This is a genomic window from Belnapia moabensis DSM 16746, assembly GCF_000745835.1.
GTDB lineage: Bacteria > Pseudomonadota > Alphaproteobacteria > Acetobacterales > Acetobacteraceae > Belnapia > Belnapia moabensis.
This window is the reverse complement of record NZ_JQKB01000011.1, coordinates 47,682-65,850: the sequence shown is the minus strand read 5'-3', so window position 1 is coordinate 65,850 and position 18,169 is coordinate 47,682. Positions and strand designations below refer to the sequence as shown.

14 protein-coding genes are annotated in these 18,169 nt (G+C 70.8%); 1 reads left to right on the top strand and 13 read right to left on the bottom strand.

The features are described from left to right. Positions 1-44: 44 nt before the first annotated feature. Together ccmB and ccmA are read right to left on the bottom strand one after the other, a co-directional pair. Entirely contained in the window at positions 45-704 is a 660-nt protein-coding gene (gene ccmB, locus EP26_RS09525) for a heme exporter protein CcmB (RefSeq protein ID WP_043338064.1), read from the bottom strand. After that, positions 701-1,291, bottom strand: coding sequence for a heme ABC exporter ATP-binding protein CcmA (ccmA, locus tag EP26_RS09520; protein WP_043338062.1), 591 nt, complete (start codon positions 1,289-1,291; stop codon positions 701-703). The genes ccmB and ccmA overlap by 4 nt, the downstream gene beginning before the upstream one ends. A 136-nt stretch (positions 1,292-1,427) precedes the next feature. On the opposite strand from ccmA, the gene acnA reads away from it, so the two are divergent. After that, positions 1,428-4,124 carry an aconitate hydratase AcnA gene (acnA, locus tag EP26_RS09515; protein WP_043338060.1) on the top strand — a complete coding sequence of 899 codons (2,697 nt, stop codon included), beginning with the start codon at positions 1,428-1,430 and terminating at the stop codon, positions 4,122-4,124. Positions 4,125-4,485: 361 nt separating this feature from the next. On the opposite strand, the gene rplI is transcribed toward acnA, so the two are convergent. The 11 genes from rplI to EP26_RS09460 form a co-directional block, all read right to left on the bottom strand. Continuing rightward, the gene (gene rplI, locus EP26_RS09510) at positions 4,486-5,040 is read right to left on the bottom strand and encodes a 50S ribosomal protein L9 (protein ID WP_043338058.1); all 555 of its coding nucleotides are present in this window, start codon (positions 5,038-5,040) and stop codon (positions 4,486-4,488) included. 15 nt (positions 5,041-5,055) lie between these two features. Continuing rightward, a complete protein-coding gene (locus tag EP26_RS09505; protein ID WP_043338056.1) occupies positions 5,056-5,916 on the bottom strand; it encodes a DUF2232 domain-containing protein in 861 nt (286 codons plus the stop codon). A 75-nt stretch (positions 5,917-5,991) separates the two neighbouring features. Then, positions 5,992-6,279, bottom strand: coding sequence for a 30S ribosomal protein S18 (gene rpsR, locus EP26_RS09500; RefSeq protein WP_043338055.1), 288 nt, complete (start codon positions 6,277-6,279; stop codon positions 5,992-5,994). Between the two features lie 3 nt (positions 6,280-6,282). Then, entirely contained in the window at positions 6,283-6,756 is a 474-nt protein-coding gene (gene rpsF / locus EP26_RS09495) for a 30S ribosomal protein S6 (protein ID WP_043338053.1), read from the bottom strand. A 252-nt stretch (positions 6,757-7,008) separates the two neighbouring features. Beyond that, complete coding sequence (locus EP26_RS09490) at positions 7,009-9,045, bottom strand: TonB-dependent receptor (RefSeq protein ID WP_245624350.1); 2,037 nt, start codon at positions 9,043-9,045, stop codon at positions 7,009-7,011. Positions 9,046-9,482: 437 nt separating this feature from the next. Continuing rightward, a complete protein-coding gene (locus EP26_RS09485) occupies positions 9,483-10,901 on the bottom strand; it encodes an ABC transporter ATP-binding protein (protein WP_043338050.1) in 1,419 nt (472 codons plus the stop codon). Further along, the gene (locus EP26_RS09480) at positions 10,898-11,686 is read right to left on the bottom strand and encodes an ABC transporter permease (protein WP_052388993.1); all 789 of its coding nucleotides are present in this window, start codon (positions 11,684-11,686) and stop codon (positions 10,898-10,900) included. Before EP26_RS09480 ends, EP26_RS09485 begins: the two co-directional genes overlap by 4 nt. Beyond that, positions 11,683-12,648, bottom strand: a complete 966-nt coding sequence (locus tag EP26_RS09475) for an ABC transporter permease (protein ID WP_043338047.1) — start codon at positions 12,646-12,648, stop codon at positions 11,683-11,685. Before EP26_RS09475 ends, EP26_RS09480 begins: the two co-directional genes overlap by 4 nt. A 1-nt stretch (position 12,649) precedes the next feature. After that, complete coding sequence (locus EP26_RS09470; protein ID WP_043338045.1) at positions 12,650-14,188, bottom strand: ABC transporter substrate-binding protein; 1,539 nt, start codon at positions 14,186-14,188, stop codon at positions 12,650-12,652. A 10-nt stretch (positions 14,189-14,198) separates the two neighbouring features. Continuing rightward, positions 14,199-16,331 (bottom strand): TonB-dependent siderophore receptor, encoded by a 2,133-nt coding sequence (locus EP26_RS09465; protein WP_043338043.1) that lies wholly within the window; start codon positions 16,329-16,331, stop codon positions 14,199-14,201. A gap of 208 nt (positions 16,332-16,539) precedes the next feature. After that, a complete protein-coding gene (locus EP26_RS09460) occupies positions 16,540-18,120 on the bottom strand; it encodes an ABC transporter substrate-binding protein (RefSeq protein WP_043338042.1) in 1,581 nt (526 codons plus the stop codon). Positions 18,121-18,169 lie beyond the last annotated feature (49 nt).

The following is an 18,169-nucleotide window of genomic DNA, read 5'->3' as shown; positions in this document are numbered from 1 at the left end:
CCCTCTTCATCGCCCCGATGACATAAGCCGCCCCGCCGCCACCGCTACTCCACCCGGAGCGCCGCCCCCGCCGCCAACGGCGCCAGCGGCAACGCCGCCGCCACCAGCGCGCCCAGCAGCAGCAGATAGGGCCGCGCCTCCAGCCCCGCCGCCGCCGCCTCGATCCCCGCCGCGCCGAAGATGACGGCGGGGATGGCCAGCGGCAGCACCAGCAGCGGCAGCAGCACGCCGCCGCGCCGAGCCCCCAGCGTCAGCGCCGCCCCCGCCGTCCCCAGCAGCGAGAGAAAGGCAGTCCCCAGCCCGAGCGCCGCCATCGCCGCCGGCCAGGCCTCCGTCGCCAGGTTGAGCATCGCCCCGGCGATGGGGGTCGCCACCAGCAGCGGCAGCCCCGTCACCAGCCAATGTGCCAGCGCCTTGGCCAAGGCGACGGTCGCCGCCCCCATCCCCGACAGCAGCAATTGGTCGAGCGTCCCATCCTCCACATCCGCGCCGAACAGCCGGTCGAGCGGCAGCAGCGCCGCGAGCAGGGCGGAAGCCAGCAAGGCCCCCGGCGCCAGCCGCGCCAACGCCTCCGGCGCCGGCCCGATGCCGAAGGGGAACAGCGCCGCCACGAGCACGAAGAACAGCACCGCCGCCAGCGAATCCGCCGGATGCCGAATGGCCAGCCGCATCTCCCGCCCGAGCAGCGCCCCGAACCCCCTCAAAGCCGCAACTCCCGCGCATCCGGCAGCGGCAGCGGCAGATGCGTCGCCGCCAGCACCATCCCGCCCGCCGCGCGATGCCGCGCCAGCAACGCACCGAGTCGTTCGACCGAAACCGCATCCAGCCCCACCGTCGGCTCATCCAGCAGCCAGAGCGCCGCCGGGGCAAGGGCCAGCCGCGCCAAAGCCAGCCGCCGCTTCTGCCCGGAGGACAGCACCCGCGCCGGCAGCTCGGCGAGCGGCGCCAGCCCAAGCTCATCGAGCGCCGCGCCCGCATCCCCGCCCCAGAGCCGCGCGAAGAAGCCGAGATTCTCCCGCGTCGTCAGCGCCGGTTTCAGCGCATCCGCATGCGACAGGTAGCGCAGCCGCCCCGCATGCGCCGCACGGTCGGCGAATGCATCCGCCTCCTGCCACAGCAGCCGCCCCTCGGCCGGCGCCAGCAGCCCGGCCAGCAGCCGCAGCAGGGTCGATTTCCCGGCGCCGTTCGCGCCCGTCAGCAGCACCGCCGCGCCCGGCTCCACCTTGAAGGAAAGCCCGGCAAAGACGACTCTTTCACCACGCCGGCAGGCCAGGTTTTCCGCATGCAGCATGGCCAGTTGCGAACCTTTCTCATCTGGCCTTGACAACCGCGCGGCCCATGGACCAGCCCGCGGCAGCGTGGTTAAAACCGCCAGCCCCGCATCGCAGCATAGTCGATGCGGATTGAGGAAAAAGGGCCCCCGCACCATGCGCATGATCGGGCAGGACAGCCTGAAGACCCGCCGCACCCTCGAGGTGGACGGCAAGACCTACAACTATTTCAGCCTGCCCGAGGCGGCCCGCACGATCGGCGACATCGCGCGCCTGCCCTACAGCCTGAAGGTGCTGCTTGAGAACGTCCTCCGCTACGAGGACGGCCGCAGCTACACGGTGGAGGATGCGAAGTCGATCGCCGGCTGGCTCCCCAGCGGCCATTCCGACAAGGAGGTGCCCTTCCGCCCCTCCCGCATCCTGATGCAGGACTTCACCGGCGTCCCCGCGGTGGTGGATCTCGCCGCGATGCGCGACGGCATCATCGCCCTCGGCGGCGACCCGCGTAAGGTGAATCCGCTCGTCCCTGTCGACCTCGTCATTGACCACTCGGTCATGGTCGATGTCTCCGGCACGCCGCAGGCGCTGCAGAAGAATGTGGACATCGAGTTCCAGCGCAATGGCGAGCGATACGAGTTCCTCCGCTGGGGCCAGGCCGCCTTCGACAATTTCCGTGTCGTCCCGCCCGGCACCGGCATCTGCCACCAGGTGAACCTCGAATACCTCGCCCAGGTCGCCTGGACCGCGCAGGACATCGGCGACACCTACGTCTACCCCGACAGCTGCTACGGCACCGACAGCCACACGACGATGGTCAACGGCCTCGGCGTGCTGGGCTGGGGCGTCGGCGGCATCGAGGCCGAGGCCGCGATGCTCGGCCAGCCCATCGCCATGCTCATCCCGGATGTCATCGGCTTCAAGCTGACCGGCAAGCTGCGCGAGGGCGTCACCGCGACCGACCTCGTGCTGACCGTCACGCAGATGCTCCGCAAGAAGGGCGTCGTCGGCAAGTTCGTCGAGTTCTTCGGCCCCGGCCTCGACGATCTCCCGCTCGCCGACCGCGCCACCATCGGCAACATGGCCCCCGAATACGGCGCGACCTGCGGCTTCTTCCCGGTCGACGCGGTGACCATCGGCTATCTCCGCCTCTCCGGGCGCGAGGAGCACCGCATCAAGCTGGTCGAGGCCTATTGCAAGGCCCAGGGGATGTGGCGCGACAGCAACTCGCCCGACCCGGTCTTCACCGACACGCTCGAGCTCGACATGGGCACGGTCGAGCCCTCGCTCGCCGGGCCGAAGCGCCCGCAGGACCGCGTGGCGCTGTCCAACGCCGCGACAAGCTTCGCCAAGGACCTCGCCGCCGGCACCATGGGCGTCCCTGGCGACGAGGCGGCCAAGCGCGTCCCCGTCGAAGGCGCCAACTATGACCTCGGTCATGGCGACGTGGTCATCGCCGCGATCACCAGCTGCACCAACACCTCGAACCCCTATGTGATGGTCGCCGCCGGCCTCGTCGCCCGCAAGGCGCGCGAGAAGGGCCTCGCGCCGAAGCCCTGGGTGAAGACCTCGCTCGCCCCCGGCAGCCAGGTCGTCACCGAATACTTCGAGAAGTCCGGCCTGCAGGCCGATCTCGATGCCATCGGCTTCCAGACCGTCGGCTATGGCTGCACCACCTGCATCGGCAACTCCGGCCCGCTGCCGGACCCGATCGTGGACGCCATCGAGAACAACAAGCTGGTCGCCGCCTCGGTGCTCTCGGGCAACCGGAACTTCGAGGGCCGCGTCCACGCCAATGTCCGCGCCAACTACCTGGCTTCGCCGCCGCTGGTCGTTGCCTATGCGCTGGCGGGCACCATCACCAAGGACATCACCAAGGAGCCGATCGGCACCGGCAGCGATGGCCAGCCTGTCTACCTGAAGGACATCTGGCCGACGCAGAAGGAGGTGAACGACACCGTCCATGCCTGCGTGACGCGCGAGATGTTCCAGGGCCGCTACGGCGACGTGTTCAAGGGCCCGGAGCAGTGGCAAGCCATCCGCGTCGATGCGGACAGCGACACCTATCGTTGGAACAGCGGCTCCACCTACGTCCAGAACCCGCCGTACTTCGAGGGCATGTCGGCCGACATCAAGCCGGTGACCTCGGTCCATGGCGCCCGCGTCCTGGCCGAGCTGGCGGACAGCATCACCACCGACCACATCTCGCCCGCCGGCAACATCCGCAAGTCGAGCCCCGCCGGCGAGTACCTGGTGGAGCATCAGGTCCGGCAGGACGACTTCAACAGCTACGGCGCCCGCCGCGGCAACCATGAGGTCATGATGCGGGGCACCTTCGCCAATATCCGCATCAAGAACGAGATGGTCCCCGGCACCGAGGGCGGCGTCAGCAAGCACTACCCCTCGGGCGACGTCGCCCCGATCTACAACGTGGCGATGCGCTACAAGGCCGAGGGCGTGCCGCTGGTGGTCTTTGGCGGCAAGGAATACGGCACCGGCTCCTCCCGTGACTGGGCGGCGAAGGGCACCTTCCTGCTCGGCGTGAAGGCCGTCATCGCCGAGAGCTTCGAGCGCATCCACCGCTCGAACCTCGTCGGCATGGGCGTCCTCCCGCTCGTCTTCATGAATGGCGAGGACCGCAAGTCCCTCGGCATCCAGGGCGACGAGGTGATCGACATCCTCGGCCTCGAGCAGCTCTCGCCGCGCCAGACGCTGGAGCTGGTCATCCGCCGCGCCGACGGCACCGAGACCCGCACCAAGGTCCTCAGCCGCATCGATACCGCGGACGAGGTCGAGTACTACAAGAACGGCGGCATCCTGCACTACGTGCTGCGCGGCATGGCGAAGGCGGCCTGATCGCCGCGGCTTTGGGCTGAAGGAGGGCGCGGTCCGCAAAGGCCGCGCCCTTTTCCTTGCGCGGATGCGTGCCTAGCCTTTCGCCGCGCGGCCCGAAGAAGCCCGACAACAAGCCCGACGACGCCGTCCTCTTCGACTTGCTCACCACCTGGGTGCCCGACGCCGCCGCACGCCAGCGCGTCCTCGTCGACAACCCCGCCCGCCTCTACGGCTTCCCCGCTCCTGAACGAAAAAAGGGAGCCTCACGGCTCCCTTCATTCGCGCCTTCCACGGCTTTGCCGCGGAAGGATGCCGAGACGCTGCTCGTCAAAGCGCCCTTGATGGGGGCCCCGCGGCAACGCGCAGCGTTGTCGTGGGGATATCAGCGATCGTCCATCGCCGCGCCGATCTCGGCGCGCAGCTCGTCCTCGAGGCTCGGCTCCTCCTCGCGGACGATCTCCTCGCCACGGGCCTGGCGCTCGGCCTCCTCCTGGCTGCGGGCGACGTTGACCGTCACCGGGATATGCACCTCCGGGTGCAGCTCGACGCGCACCTTGGTGAGCCCCAGCGTCTTGATCGGCTGCTCCAGCAGCACCTGGCTGCGCGAGATGGTCAGCCCACCCTCCTTGCAGAGATCGGCGATGTCGCGCGCCGAGACGCTGCCATAGAGGCCGCCGCTCTCGCCCGCCTGACGGATGATGGTGACGGTGAGACCGTCCATCCGCTCGGCCACGCGCTCGGCCTCCTCGCGGCGCTTGATGTTCTGCGCCTCAAGCTGCGCGCGCTGCGACTCGAACTTCTCGAGATTCGCCTTGTTCGCGCGGATCGCCTTGCCGAGCGGCAGGAGGAAGTTGCGGGCATAGCCCGGCTTCACCTTCACCACCTCGCCCATCTGGCCGAGCTTCTCGACGCGCTGCATCAGGATGATGTCGATCATGGGAAAACTCTCTCGTCAGCTGTTGCGCGGCGCCTGGCGCCGCCGGATTTGGTCGTAGAGGCCGAGGCCGACGAGGCCGGGGCCCATGATTTGCAGGAAGAGCAGCATCAGCAGGTAGAAGCCCGCCAGCATCGCCGTCGCACCCCGCCGCCCGCGCAGCCGCGCATGCACGCCGGCGCAGCCCTGCAGGAAGAACGGCACCAGCAGCAGCAGCAGGGCGGAGAGCGCGACCGCATCCCCATCCTCCGGTGCCGCCAGGAAGAAGCCCGCGGCGATCGCCGGCAACGGCAGGTACCAGCCCGGCAGTCGCACCGCGCTCCATGGCGCGCGCGGCATCGGCAGCAGCCCGCGACGGGCGAGGAAGCGCTCCGCCCCCGCCGCATTGGCCAGCAGGGCGATATCCGCCCAGAAGCCGATGGCCGCCGCCTTCACCCGCACCAGCTCCGCGACCAGCATCTCCTGCGCCGGCAGGCCGAGCCGAGCGAGGGCGATCTCCACCGCACGCCGCATCGCCGGCTCCAGCCCGCCATCGTCGGCGAGGAAGAGCGCGGCGCCCAGCAGGACGGAGACCGGCCAGAGCCCGAGCAGGGCCAGCGGCAGGCCGAGCCCGCCACTGCGGAAGGCCGCCCCCAGCAGCAGCGGCACCGGCAGGCCGAAGAGCAGCAGGAAGACCAGCAGCGGCATGCCGCCACCAACCAGCGCCAGCAGCAGCGCCGCCAGCGCCACCCCCGCCACCACGCTGCCGAGGCCGAAGCCGAGCCCCGCCGCGAAGAGCGGAAACGGCGTCAGCCAGAACAGCACCGTGCCGCCGGGTAGCCCGCGGAAGGCCCATAGCGCGCAGACGGTCGCGGCCAGAGCCGCGGCCGCCGCCGCCATCAGTCCCTCACGGGGCCGGCCGAATGGTGCTGATGCCGTCACCGCCACCACGCCTCACTACCTCGGGTCCCGCCCTCAGTCGTTGATGACGTAGGGCAGCAGGGCCAGGAAGCGGGCGCGCTTGATGGCATTGGCCAGCTCGCGCTGCTTCTTCGCGCTCACCGCGGTGATGCGGCTCGGCACGATCTTGCCGCGCTCGGAGAGGAAGCGGCTCAGCAGGCGCACGTCCTTGTAGTCGATCTTCGGCGCATTCGGGCCGGAGAAGGGGCAGGACTTGCGGCGCCGGTAGAAGGGCCGGCGGGCACCGACGGCCGGGCGGCGGCCGGCCGGCGTCATGTCGGAAGCGGGGGTCTGGTCGGACATGGCTTACTCCTCGCCGCCCATGGAAGGATCGGCCATCTCGTCCCGCGGACGGGCCCGGAATTCCTCGCGCTCGTCGCCGCGCTCGCGGCGGCCGCTGGTGAAGCGCCCCGGCGGACGCGGGCCGCGGAAGCCGCGGTCACGCTCGCGCTCCTCGCCACGGCGGGAAAGGATGGCGGACGGCGCCTCGTCGATCTCCTCGACGCGCAGCGTCATCACGCGCAGCACGTCCTCGTTGAGGCCCAGCTGGCGCTCGGCTTCCTGCATGGCGGCCGGGACCGTGTCGATGCCGAGGAGCATGTAATGCCCCTTGCGGTTCTTCTTGATGCGATAGGCGAGGCCGCGCAGGCCCCAGTATTCGCGCTTCTTCACCTCGCCGCCCTGCTCGGCGACGATGCCGGCAACCAGCTCCGCGATCGCTTCGACCTGCTGCTGGGTGACGTCGTTGCGTGCGATGAACACGCTTTCATATAGCGGCATGTGGAACCCCTCCGGCTGTCTCAGCCCGAGGCGACAGGCAGGATGCCGGGCGCGCAAATGGGCATAGCCGCGCGCGATGCCTCCGCGGCGGCAGGGAAGCGGGCCGTAAAGCACGGTTGGGGGTGGCGGCGCAAGGGGGCGGTCGATGCGGGCGGGCCGCTGGTCCGCCACGCCGCCTGGAGCCGGTCCGCCGAAGCGCCGCAGGCGCCTGTCCAGGCGGGCAGGACGCACAGCAGCCTTCCGGACCCCGCCCTAGAAGTCGAAGGACGCCGAGAAGACGAAGGTGCGTGGCGCGCCGACCGTCACGAAGGTGCCGGTGGTGAGCCAGTAGTCCTGGTCGAAGGCGTTCTCCAGGTTGGCCCGGAACACGACCGGCTTCCTGGCGATCTCGGTGCGGTAGCGTGCGCCGATGTCGACGCGGGTCCAGCCGTCGAAGCGCAGCGTATTGGCACTGGTGAGGTAGGAGCCCGAGGTGTAGATCACCCGCCCGTTGAGGGCGAGCCCCGGCACCCACGGCATGTCCCAGTCCAGCGTAGCCGAGACGGTCTTGTCCGGCACCCCGGCCGCGTCGTTGCCGCGCTCGGAGGCGACAGCGGGGCTGGTGAGCTCGGGCTTGATGAAGGTCGCGCTGGCGATGCCGCGCAGCCCGGGCACGATCTCGCCATAGGCCGAGAGCTCGAGCCCCCGGTTGCGCTGCTCGCCGTCATAGGCGAGCTCGTTCGAGGCCGTCCGGATGGAGTTCGGCCGCGTGATCTGGAACACGGAAGCGGTCGTCGTCACCCCGCCCCAATCCACCCGGACCCCGGCCTCGACCTGCTGCGATTTGAACGGGGCCAGCACCGCGCCCACATTGGAATAGCCCGCCCCGACGATATCGCCGCGCGTCAGCCCCTCGGCATAATTCGCGTAGAGCGAGATGTTCTCCCGCGGCTTGATGACCAGCCCCGCAAGAGGTGTCGTCGCGCTGGCGTCGTAGCTGCTCGTCCGCGCGCCGGTGGCCGTGCTGTAGCTGAGCACCCGGACATCCTGCTGCCGTACGCCGAGCGTCAGCAGCACGCGGTCATTGGCGAAGGACAGGGTGTCGGCCACGGCGAAGCTGTTGAGCGTCGTGTCGGAAGCCCGCCGGGGGTCGGTCCGCGGCGCCGTGATGCCGGGAAGCCGCGCCGGGTTGTAGATGCTGGAGGGGAAGCTGGTGCCCGAGGTGACGTAGGCGTTGCCGTTCTCCTGCTGGAAGCCGGTATAGGCGATGTTGAGCGTGTGGCCGACGCCCAGCAGGTTGAACCGCATGTTGGCGCCGGCGGTGCCGCTGACGGTCTTGGAATAGCTGTCGTAGAGGGCGTTGGTGACCCTGAAATTGCCGAGGGCATCCACGCCGCCCGGGCGGGAATCAGGGAAGGTCTGCTCGTTCCAGCCGTCGCGGTAGCCCACGGCGGCATAGGCGGTCAGCCAGTCCGTCACGTCGTATTCGAGGCGGGTGGCGACCGTTGCGTCCTGCTGGGAGAGCCGCGTCCCCGGATACCAGTTGCTGCGCGCATCGGGCGGGGAGGGAATGGTGGCGATGGTGGGCAACAGGGTGATCTGCGGGCGGAAATTCCGCGTGTCGTCGCGCTGGAAGATGCCGTCGAGCGACCAGCGCAGGCGCTCGCCCCGGTAGTCCAGCGCCAGCGCGCCGAAGCCGCTGCGGAGATTGCCGCGGTCGATCGAGGCCTCGCCGTCGCGGTACAGGCCGTTGAAGCGGATGCCCCATTCGCCACTCGGCCCGTAGCGCCGGGCCACGTCGGCATGAAGGCCGAAATTGGCGCTGCCGACATAGGTCGTCGTCAGCCGGGTCAGGGGCAGGTCCCCGGCCCGCTTGCTGATGATGTTGATGCCCCCGCCGATGCTGCCGCCAGGCGCGATGCCGTTGATCAGCGCACCGGGCCCCCGCAGCAGTTCGATGCGCTCGATGAGCTGCGCCTGCACGCGGTTGGAGGAGACCAGGCCGTACAGCCCGTTCAGCCCGACATCCTGGGCCTGCACGGGGAATCCACGGATCTGGAAGGTATCGTCGAAGCCGTTGCTGCCGGTGGTCAGGCGAACCGAGGAATCATTGATCAGCGTATCGGCCGCGGTGCGCGCCTGCTGGTCCTCGACCAGCTGCGACGTGAAGTTGGTCGTGCTGAAGGGGATGTCCATCACGCCCCTGGTCCCGAGCAGCCCGAGCGATCCGCCCCGTGCCACCTGGCCGCCGACATAAGGCGGCGGAAGCGCCCCCGGCGCCTGGCCAGCGGAGCCGGTGATCTCCATCATCGGCAACCTGACCGATGACGAGTCGGTCGGGGTGCCCGGCAGAACGGCAGGGCCGGACGCGTCCGCGGATGGCGCCTGCTGGGCCTCGGCCGCCGGCGCGAGGAGGAGGCCGCAGGACAGCATCGTGCTGACGGCGAAACCAGTCGGGGCACAGGCCTTCCAGCCGGGAAAGGAGCGTCTCCCTGGATCCTGCGAGCTGCCTGTGGGCTGGACGAGCACACCCAGAATGGCCTTGCGGCGATGTCGACCCAACGGTGCCAATCCCTCAACCTGATCAGTTTTTGCGAATGACTCTCATTATCATATCCTTACAGTTCCGCAAGCCTCCCCGACCGGGTCGCGATGCGCATGGGGTGGGGGAGTCTGTAGTCAGCCGGCTCGAGGCCGCATCGCAACGGGACCCGGACCTGTCTGCCGCCCGGGCGCGGCCGGCTCGCTCACCGGTCGGTGCCGTTGGCCCGCAACCGCAGCGTCCTGTCGGCCAGCTTCGCGGCCAGCGCCGCATCATGCGTCACCAGCAGCACCGCCAGCCCGCGCTCCCCGGCCAGCTCGCCGAGCAGCATCGAGACCTCTCGCTGGGTGATGGGGTCCAGCCGCGATGTCGGCTCGTCGGCCAGAAGGAAGACGGGATCGAGCGCGAGGACGCGGACCAGGGCGAAGCGCTGCAACTCGCCCCCCGACAGTGCGTCCGGCCGGCGGTCCAGCAGGGCCGGCGCCAGGCGCAGCCGCTCGACAAGGGCGGCGATGGCATCCCAGGCCAGGCCATGGTGCCGCGCCAGGTCGCCCAGCGCCTGCCGCATGGTCTGGTGCGGCGCGAAGGCGCTCGGAGGGTCCTGGTACAGCTTGCCGAAGCGCCAGGGCACCACGCCGGGAAGGCGCCGGACGGTCCCGGCATCCGGCCGCAGCAGCCCGAGCAGCACATCCCCGAGCGTGGTCTTGCCGCAGCCGCTCGGGCCGGTGACGGCCACGATCTCGCCGCGCCGCACGGAGAGATCGACCCCGCATAGCACGGGGCGGCCACCGAAGCCGCGGCACACCCCCTCTGCCGCGACCGCCACCTCGCCGCAGGGCGCGGGCCGCGGCGGCAGCTCAGGCCAGCGCGCCGGTTCCGCCTCCAGCAGGCGTCGTGTGTATGTGTGGGACGGACGCTCCAGCACCCTCGCCGCCGGGCCGCGCTCCACCACCCGGCCCTCCAGCATCACCGCGACCTCGCCACCCAGGGCGCGGGCGATCGCCACGTCATGCGTCACGCAGACCACCGTGCGACCGCGCTCCGCCTCGGCCCGCAGCCGTGCTCCCGCCTCGTCGCGCCGATCGGCATCGAGCCCCTTGGTCGGCTCGTCGGCGAGAAGGACGGGAGTCTCCGAGGCCCGCAGGATGGCGAGGGCGAGGCGCTGCGCCATCCCCCCGGAGAGCTGGAAGGGATAGAGCGCGGCGACGCCGCCGAGCCCAAGCTCCGCCAGCCGCGCCCGCGCCTCCTCCGCGGAGGCCGCGGCGGGCATCCCCCGGACTAGGCGATAGACCTCCGCCACCTGGCCCAGGGCCCGCATGGTCGGGTCCAAGGCGAGCCAGGGCTCCTGCGGCAGCGTGGCCAGGCGGCGGCCCCAGAGCGCCCGCCGGGCCGAAGGCGTGGCCGACAGCATCTCCGTCCCGTCCAGCATCACCCGTCCGCCGGCGCGAAGGCCCGGGGCCAGGCTTCCCATGGCGGCCGCGAGGACCAGGGACTTGCCCGAGCCGGTCTCGCCCAGCAGCGTCAGCGGCCGTCCGGGCCGCGCTTCGGCATCGACGCTGCGCACCAGCGCCGTCCCGTCGGCCGCCTCGACCCGGAACCCCTCGATGGCGAGGACGCCGCTCACGCGCGCCCCCGCCCGGCCAGCAGGTGGCAGCCGAGCACGGCGACGAAGACGAGGGCCGCCGGCATCAGCACCATCAGCGGCGCCTCATGGGCATAGGGCAGCAGGTCGGTCGTCATGCTGCCGAGCTCGGCCGTGGGCGGATGGATGCCGAGCCCGATGAAGGACAGGGTCGAGATCGCAAGCACGGCGTTTCCCAGGCCGAAGGCGGCGAGCACGCCCAGGGTCGGCAGCAGGCCCGGCAGCAGCAGGCGCCACAGCACATAGCCCGGGCCGAAGCCGAGCAGGCGCGCCGCCTCCACATGCGGCCGCGCCAGCATGCCGCGGGCCATGGCCCGCGCGACGCGGAAATACTCGACCCAGCCCGCGAGGGCGAGGCCGAGATAGAGCGGCAGGAAGTCGCCGGGCGCGAAGGCGGCGAGCAGCAGGACCAGCAGCAGGCCGGGCAGCGCCAGCACCGCATCGGCGAGCAGCACCAGGCCGCTCTCCACCCAGCCGCCGCGGCAGGCGGCGAGGATGCCGAGCAGGGTGCCGGGGATGGCCGCGCTGGCGACCGTGACCGCCGCGAGCAGGAGCGAGAGCCGCGTCGCATGGGCCAGCCGCGCCAGCATGGACCGGCCCAGATGATCAGCGCCAAGCCAATAGCCCGTCCCCGGCGGCGCCAGGGAATCCGCCAGGACCTGGCGCGCCGGATCGGTGGCCGCGAGCCAGGGCCCCAGAATGCCGAATCCCGCCAGCGCCAGGATCAGCAGCAGTCCGAGCCAGCGGCCGGGCGCCAGGACCCTCATGCCGCCGCCCTAGGCCGGCGCGGGTCGATCAGCGCGCAGGCGAGGTCCACGAGGGCATTCACCAGGACGAAGATCAGCCCCATCACCAGCGCCGCGCCCTGCACCACCGGCACGTCGCGGGCGAAGATGGCATGCACCAGCGCATGCCCGATCCCCGGCCAGGAAAACAGGCTCTCGACAATGACGAGTCCCTCGACCAGGCCGATGAGCTGGAGCCCGAGCAGGGCCACGACGGGAATGGCCGCGTTGCGCAGGCCGTGCCGCAGCACCACCGCCCGTTCGGGGAGGCCCTTCCACCGCGCGAAGGCCATGTAGGGGGAGGCGGCCACGGCGGCGACGGAATCCCGGGCCACGCGCGCGGACAGCGCCGCGAGGCCGAGTGCCAGGGTCAGGGCGGGCAGGATGAATTCCCGCCACCCCTCGAAACCCGCGGGCGGCAGCCAGCGGAACCGGATGGAGAAGACCGCCACCAGGAGCAGGCCGAGGGCATAGGCCGGAACGGCCCGGAGCAGAACCGAGAGCCCGAGCGTGACCCGGTCCACCGGCCCGCCCGGCCGCAGCCCGGCCAGGAGCCCGAAGGGGAGCCCGAGCAGGGCCGAGAGCGGCAACGCGACGCCGGCCAGCGCCAGCGTATAGCCGAGCTGCATGGCCAGCTCCTCCAGCACCGGCGCGCCGGTGACGAGGGAATGGCCAAGGTCGAAGCGCAGCAGGCGCCCCACCCAGTCGAGGAACTGCACCGCCAGGGGCCGGTCCAGCCCCAATTCCCGATGCACCAGCGCGGCCGCGGCCGCATCGCCCATGTCCGGGCCGTAACGGGCGGCGGCGAGGCGGAAGGCCTGGTCGCCCGGCAGCGCGGCCATCAGGGCGAAGCCGAGCGCGCCGATGATCAGGGCGACGAGCAGGGCCTGGACAAGGCGCATGAGGACGGGCCGCAGGAAGCGGCCGAGGAGGTGCCGGTCCATGTCAGCCTGCCCAGGCGATGTCGTGCAGCCGGTAGCTGGTCTCGAACGGGTCCACGGTGACGCCGGCCAGGTCGCGGTTGACCGCGACGGCCAGCTCCGACCAGGCAATCGGGATCACCGGCAGGGCCTCGCCCAGGATCCGGGCTGCCTGCCGGCGCAACGCGATCGGATCGCCCTCCGCTGCCGCCAGCGCGCGCAGCGTGGCCTCGAGCGCCGGGTCGGACCAGCCCATGGCGCCCCAATCGCCGCCGCCGGGCCGGAAGTCCTGCAGGAGGGTACCGAGCGGGTCCGGCACCAGCGCGTAGTTGCGCGCCATCAGGGCCATCTCCAGGCTGCCGTCGCGATGGCCGCGCGGGATGTCGGAGGAGTTGCCGATGCCCACCGCCATGTCGATGCCGAGTTCGCGGAACTGGGCCTGGAGCGCCGTGGCGATCGGCGGCAGTTCAGGCCAGTTGATGTAGGTGGCACAGCGGCAGGCGAAGCGGCGGCCGCCGGCATCCACCAGGATGCCGCCGCCGCCCGGCCGCCAGCCCGCTTCGGCGAGCAGGGCCCGCGCCGTCTCCAGGTCGCGCCGCGGCGGCGGGCCGGGCAGGTGCCAGCCTTGCAATACCGGCGGGAAAAGCTGTTCCGCCGCCATGGCGGGGTTCCGCAGCAGGGCCGTGGCGATGCCGTGCCGGTCGATCGCCAGGCTCAGGGCCCGCCTCACCCGCTGGTCCGCGAAGAGCGGCGAGGCGGCGTTGAGCTTCAGGATGCGGGTGCGCGGCACGGGCAGGGTCAGAACCTCCAGCCGCGGGCTGCGGCGGAGCCGCGCCAGGGTCACCGGCTGCAAGCCCATGGTCAGGTCCGCATGTCCGCTTTCCGCCATCGTGGCCCGCGCCTCGCCCTGAGACACGACGAGATAGGAGGCGCGGCCGACGGCCGGGCGTGGCCCCCACCAGTCGTCGAAGCGCCCGACATCGAGTTGCAAGGGCGGCGAGAAGCGCTCGACGCGGAAGGGGCCGGTGCCGATGACGGCGCGGACCCGGCCCGCCCCGTCATAGGCCGCCGGCGCCAGGATCATGCTGGCATAATTGGCCAGGACGGCCGGCAGCGGCGCGAAGGGGCGGGCGAGGCGGATCAGCACCGCATCGCCCGCAGCCTCGATGGTGGCGACCGGCACGCGGGAGAGCGGCGAGGCGGCGGCATGGGCGTGGCGAAGGCTTGCCGCCGCCGCCTCGGCCGTCAGCGGGCTGCCGTCATGGAAGCGCACCCCGGGCCGTAGCAGGAAGCGATGCAGCAGCCCGTCCGGCGAGCCGCTCCAGGACGCCGCCAGCATCGGCACCGGGCGGCCTTCCGGATCGGCGCCCAGCAGCATCTCCCCGACTCCCATGCGGGCGAAGACATGGCCCGAGCGCGCCGGGTCGGGTCCCGCGAATTCGAAAGGGGCGACCACCCGCAGCACGCGCTCGCCCGACCGGCGCGCGACCGCGGGCGCATGGCCGAGGGCAGGGCGCGCAAGCAGGGCTGCGGCGCCCAGGGCACCGAGGGAACGGCGAAGCATGCAGGAGGCTCTAAAGCCGGATCGTCACGCCGCCAAGGATGGCCAGCGGCGCGCCGGGCGAAACCCAGACGCTGCTGTAGGAGCGGTCGTAATAGGTCCTGTCGAAGAGGTTGTTCACGTTGAGGTTCAGCCGCACCCGGTCGCCGATCCGGTAATAGGCCAGCAGGTCCACCGTGGCATAGGCGGGCAGGCGGAAGGCGGAGCCGACCGTGTCGCCGGCACGGCTGCCGACGAGGTTGACGCCGCCGCCGAGGCCGAGCCCCTGCAGCCGGCCTTCCTGGAATTCATAGACGTTGAGCAGGCTTGCGCTGTGCCGCGGCACGTTCAGCAAGCGGGTGCCGGGCCGCAGCGTCGCGTCGCGCGTCACCTCGGCGTCGATATAGGCGTAGCCGCCGATCATGCGCCAGCCCGGCATCGGGTTGCCCGACAGCGTCAGGTCGAAGCCCCGGCTGCGCACCTCGCCGGCCGCGATGCTGAAGGAGGTGTCGGCCGGGTTGGCCGTCAGCACATTCTCCTTGGTGATATGGAACAGCGCCGCGGTCGCGCTCACGCGGTCATCGAACAGGTCGAATTTGGCGCCAAGCTCGAAGGCCTCGCCCCTCTCCGGCGCGAAGGAACGGCCGCCGATATCCCCGCCGCGATTGGGCCGGAAGGACTGCGCATAGCTGGCATAGGCCGAGACGTTGCCGCCCAGCTCGTAGATAAGGCCGACCCGTGGCGTGGCGGCGGTCTGCCTCTGCGGCGATGCGGTGCCGGTGCTGCGCTGGGTGAAGTCCTGGTCGAAATGCTCGACGCGGATGCCCGCCACCAGCTTCAGGCGGCCGGTGAGGGCGATCTGGTCCTGGAGGTAGGCCGCATAGGTGCTGCTGTTCTCCACGGTGTTGGAGCGGCGCGTCAGCGCCGGAAGCCGCTGGCCGTAGACAGGGTTGAGGATGTCGATGGCGAAGGGCGAGGTGCCGGGATTGGAGCGGTCCAGGACCTCGCGGTTGTGGTAGCGCTCATACTCGATGCCCGCGAGCAGCGTATGGTCCACCGGCCCTGTCCGGAACCGGCCGACCAGGTTGAGCTGGATGTCGAGGTCGTTCCAGGCGAAGTCGCGCTGCCGCAACTCGCGGCGCAGCGTGCGGCCATCGCCGAGCAGGCTGCTCGGCTCCACCGCGCGCCCCTCCAGAGTGCCGCCGAAATACTGCACGCCGCCGCGCAGGCTCCAGTCATTGGTGATGCGATGATCGAAGCGAAGCTGCCCGAGGCCGCTGGTGTTGCGGTTGGTGCCGACCCCCGGCTCGCCCAGGAAGCGCTCGCGCGGGATCACGCCCGGCCGGTTGCCATAGGCCACCACACCCCGATCGAAGGTCCGCTCGTTGTGCAGGAACTCGCCCTCGAGGGTGACGGTAGTGTCGGGCGAGACCTGCCAGGTGAAGGCCGGGGCGAGATACTGGCGGCTGCTGTCGACATGGCGGCGGAAGCTGCCGCCACCCTCGACGGCGCCGTTCAGGCGGTAGCTCATCGAGCCATCGGCGCGCAGGGCGCCCGCTGCGTCGATCGTGCCGCGCGCCAGGCCGTAGCTCCCGAACAGGCCGCCGAGGACGGTGAAGCGCTCCGGCACCGGCTGCTTGGTGACGATGTTCAGCGTGCCGCCCGGATCGCCGCGGCCGTAGAGCAGCGAAGCCGGGCCGCGCAGGACTTCCAGCCGCTCGATCGCCGCCGTGTCGGGCGAGCCCTGGTAGCCGCGATTCACCGGGAAGCCGTTGCGGTAGTACTCCCCCGTGGCGAAGCCGCGGACATTGTACTCGTAGAGGGTCTGGCCGCCGAAATTGTTGCCGCGCGCGATGCCGCCGGCATAGTCGAGCGCCGCATCGACGCGGACGGCCGCGATATCCTCGAGCACAGCCCTCGGCACGACGCTGATCGACTGCGGGATCTCCCGGATCGGCGTGTCGGTCCGGGTCGCGCTGACCGACCGTGTGGCCCGATAGCCCTCGACCGGGCCGTCACCCCGCTCGCCGGCGGCCGTAACGTCCAGTTCGGGCAGCGCGACTGCCTGGCCCGTCGCCTGCTCCCCCTCCTGCACCTGCGCAGCACCGGGCACGCCGAGGCCCAAGGCCAGAGTGAAGGTAACGGCCGGCAGGAGGGGGCGACGCATTCTGCAACCCGATCAGTGATGCCGCTCCTTACCAACCGATGAGAATATCCGCAATGTTATAACATAACATTTCTTCGACTCCGATCCATGCCGCGGCCCGTGCACAGGTTCGGGCAGGCGCCGCGAGCATGGGCGGACTGCCGCGCTCAGCCCATGCCCCGGTATCCGGCCTCCGACGAAGCTCCGCGGATCGCAGGCGAGAGGCCGCCTACCCCTTCTGCACACCCCAGAAGGTCGGAAACCCCTTTGCGACGCCGGTGATGTTGGTCCGGTAGGCCGTCGGCTGGATATACTGCCCGAGCGGCACGCTAGGCACGTCTCGCATCGCCTGCACCTGCATCTCCCGGCAGGCCGCCTGCTGCCCCGCCAGGTCCGGCGCCGCGAACCAGGCATCGCGCAGCTGCTCCAGCCGCTCGCTGACGCTCCAGCCCGGCCAGGCCCCGGTCTCGGCGCCATTGCCACGGATGGCATAATGGCTCGCCGGGTCCATGTGGTCCGCCCCCTCCCAGCTGGTGTTGAGGCAGCTCCACCCACCCTGCGCGACGGGCCCCCGGTTGTTCCGCCGCTGCAGCATGGTGCCCCAGTCGGTGGCGATGTAGTCGACCTTCAAGCCGATCTTGCCCATCGCATCCGCCATCACCTCGCCGATCGCCTTGAGGTGCGTGTAGTCGGCCGCCACCAGCAGCGCGACCGTCTCGCCGCCATAGCCCGCCTCCGCCAGCAACCGGCGCGCCTTGTCGTAGTCGCGCGTCCCCTTCAGCGGATCGAGCCCCGCCTCGCTCGCCATCGGCGTGTTCGGGCAGAAGATGCCGTGCGGCACATGGTACATCGCCGCATCCTCGCCGACGATCGCCTGCATGAAGGCCGTCTGGTCGAAGGCATGCAGCAAGGCCTGCCGCGCCTGCGGCTTGTCGAAAGGCGGCTGCAGGTGGTTCGGCCGCATCATGCAGACGGTGCCCGTCGGGTTCGTCACCTCGATGCGGATGCGCCGGTCCCGCCGCAGCAGCGGCAGCAGGTCATGCGTCGGGTTCTCCCACCAATCCTGCTCGGCCCGCTGGATCGCCGCCACCTTGGTCGCCGCATCGGGGATAGTGGTCCACTCGACGCGGTCGAGATGCACCACCTTCGGCCCGGCATTCCAGCTCGCCCGCTGCCCCTCCCGCGGCACATATTTCTCGAACCTCGCATAGACGTTGCGCGAGCCCGCGACGCGCTCGTCGGGGACGAAGCGGAAGGGCCCGCTCCCCACCATTTCCGTTACCTGCTTGAACGGGTCGGTATTCGCCAGCCGCTCCGGCATCATCGCCGGCATCGGCGAGCTGACCTTGCCCAGCGCCTCCGGCAACAAGGGAAAGGGCCGCGACAGCCGGAAGCGGATCGTTCGGTCATCCGGCGCCGACAGCTCCTCGGTCGCCGCCATCAGCGCCCCGCCCAGCGCATCCCGCTTCGCCCAGCGCCTGATGCTGGCGACGCAATCCCGCGCCAGCACCCGCTCCCCGTCATGCCAAAGGAGCCCCTGCCGCAAGGTCAGCGTCCACAGCTTCCCGTCATCCGCGACAACATGCCCCTCCACCATCTGCGGCGAGGCCTTGAAGCTGCTGTCCTGCCCATAGAGCGTGTCGAAGACCATATGCCCATGGCCGCGCGTCACATAGGCCGTGGTCCAGTGCGGATCGAGGAAGGCCAGGTCGATCTGCGGGATGAATTTCAGCACCCGCGACCCTTGGGCCGCAGCAAGCCGCGGCATGGCGAGGCCCGCGGTCCCGGCCAGCAGGCCGCGTCGATTCATACGGATATCCATGGCTCTCTGCCCCCAACGGTGGCGCGTGGCCCGGCCT

Excerpts from the sequence above, each read along its gene's own strand:
- EP26_RS09470 (WP_043338045.1), bottom strand. The coding sequence starts at position 14,188 with ATGCTTCGCCGTTCCCTCGGTGCCCTGGGCGCCGCAGCCCTGCTTGCG.
- EP26_RS09475 (WP_043338047.1), bottom strand. The coding sequence starts at position 12,648 with ATGGACCGGCACCTCCTCGGCCGCTTCCTGCGGCCCGTCCTCATGCGC.
- ccmA (WP_043338062.1), bottom strand. The coding sequence starts at position 1,291 with ATGCTGCATGCGGAAAACCTGGCCTGCCGGCGTGGTGAAAGAGTCGTC.
- rplI (WP_043338058.1), bottom strand. The coding sequence starts at position 5,040 with ATGATCGACATCATCCTGATGCAGCGCGTCGAGAAGCTCGGCCAGATG.
- EP26_RS09490 (WP_245624350.1), bottom strand. The coding sequence starts at position 9,045 with ATGATGGAGATCACCGGCTCCGCTGGCCAGGCGCCGGGGGCGCTTCCG.
- rpsR (WP_043338055.1), bottom strand. The coding sequence starts at position 6,279 with ATGTCCGACCAGACCCCCGCTTCCGACATGACGCCGGCCGGCCGCCGC.
- acnA (WP_043338060.1), top strand. The coding sequence starts at position 1,428 with ATGCGCATGATCGGGCAGGACAGCCTGAAGACCCGCCGCACCCTCGAG.
- EP26_RS09465 (WP_043338043.1), bottom strand. The coding sequence starts at position 16,331 with ATGCGTCGCCCCCTCCTGCCGGCCGTTACCTTCACTCTGGCCTTGGGC.
- EP26_RS09460 (WP_043338042.1), bottom strand. The coding sequence starts at position 18,120 with ATGAATCGACGCGGCCTGCTGGCCGGGACCGCGGGCCTCGCCATGCCG.
- EP26_RS09505 (WP_043338056.1), bottom strand. The coding sequence starts at position 5,916 with ATGGCGGCGGCGGCCGCGGCTCTGGCCGCGACCGTCTGCGCGCTATGG.
- rpsF (WP_043338053.1), bottom strand. The coding sequence starts at position 6,756 with ATGCCGCTATATGAAAGCGTGTTCATCGCACGCAACGACGTCACCCAG.
- EP26_RS09480 (WP_052388993.1), bottom strand. The coding sequence starts at position 11,686 with ATGAGGGTCCTGGCGCCCGGCCGCTGGCTCGGACTGCTGCTGATCCTG.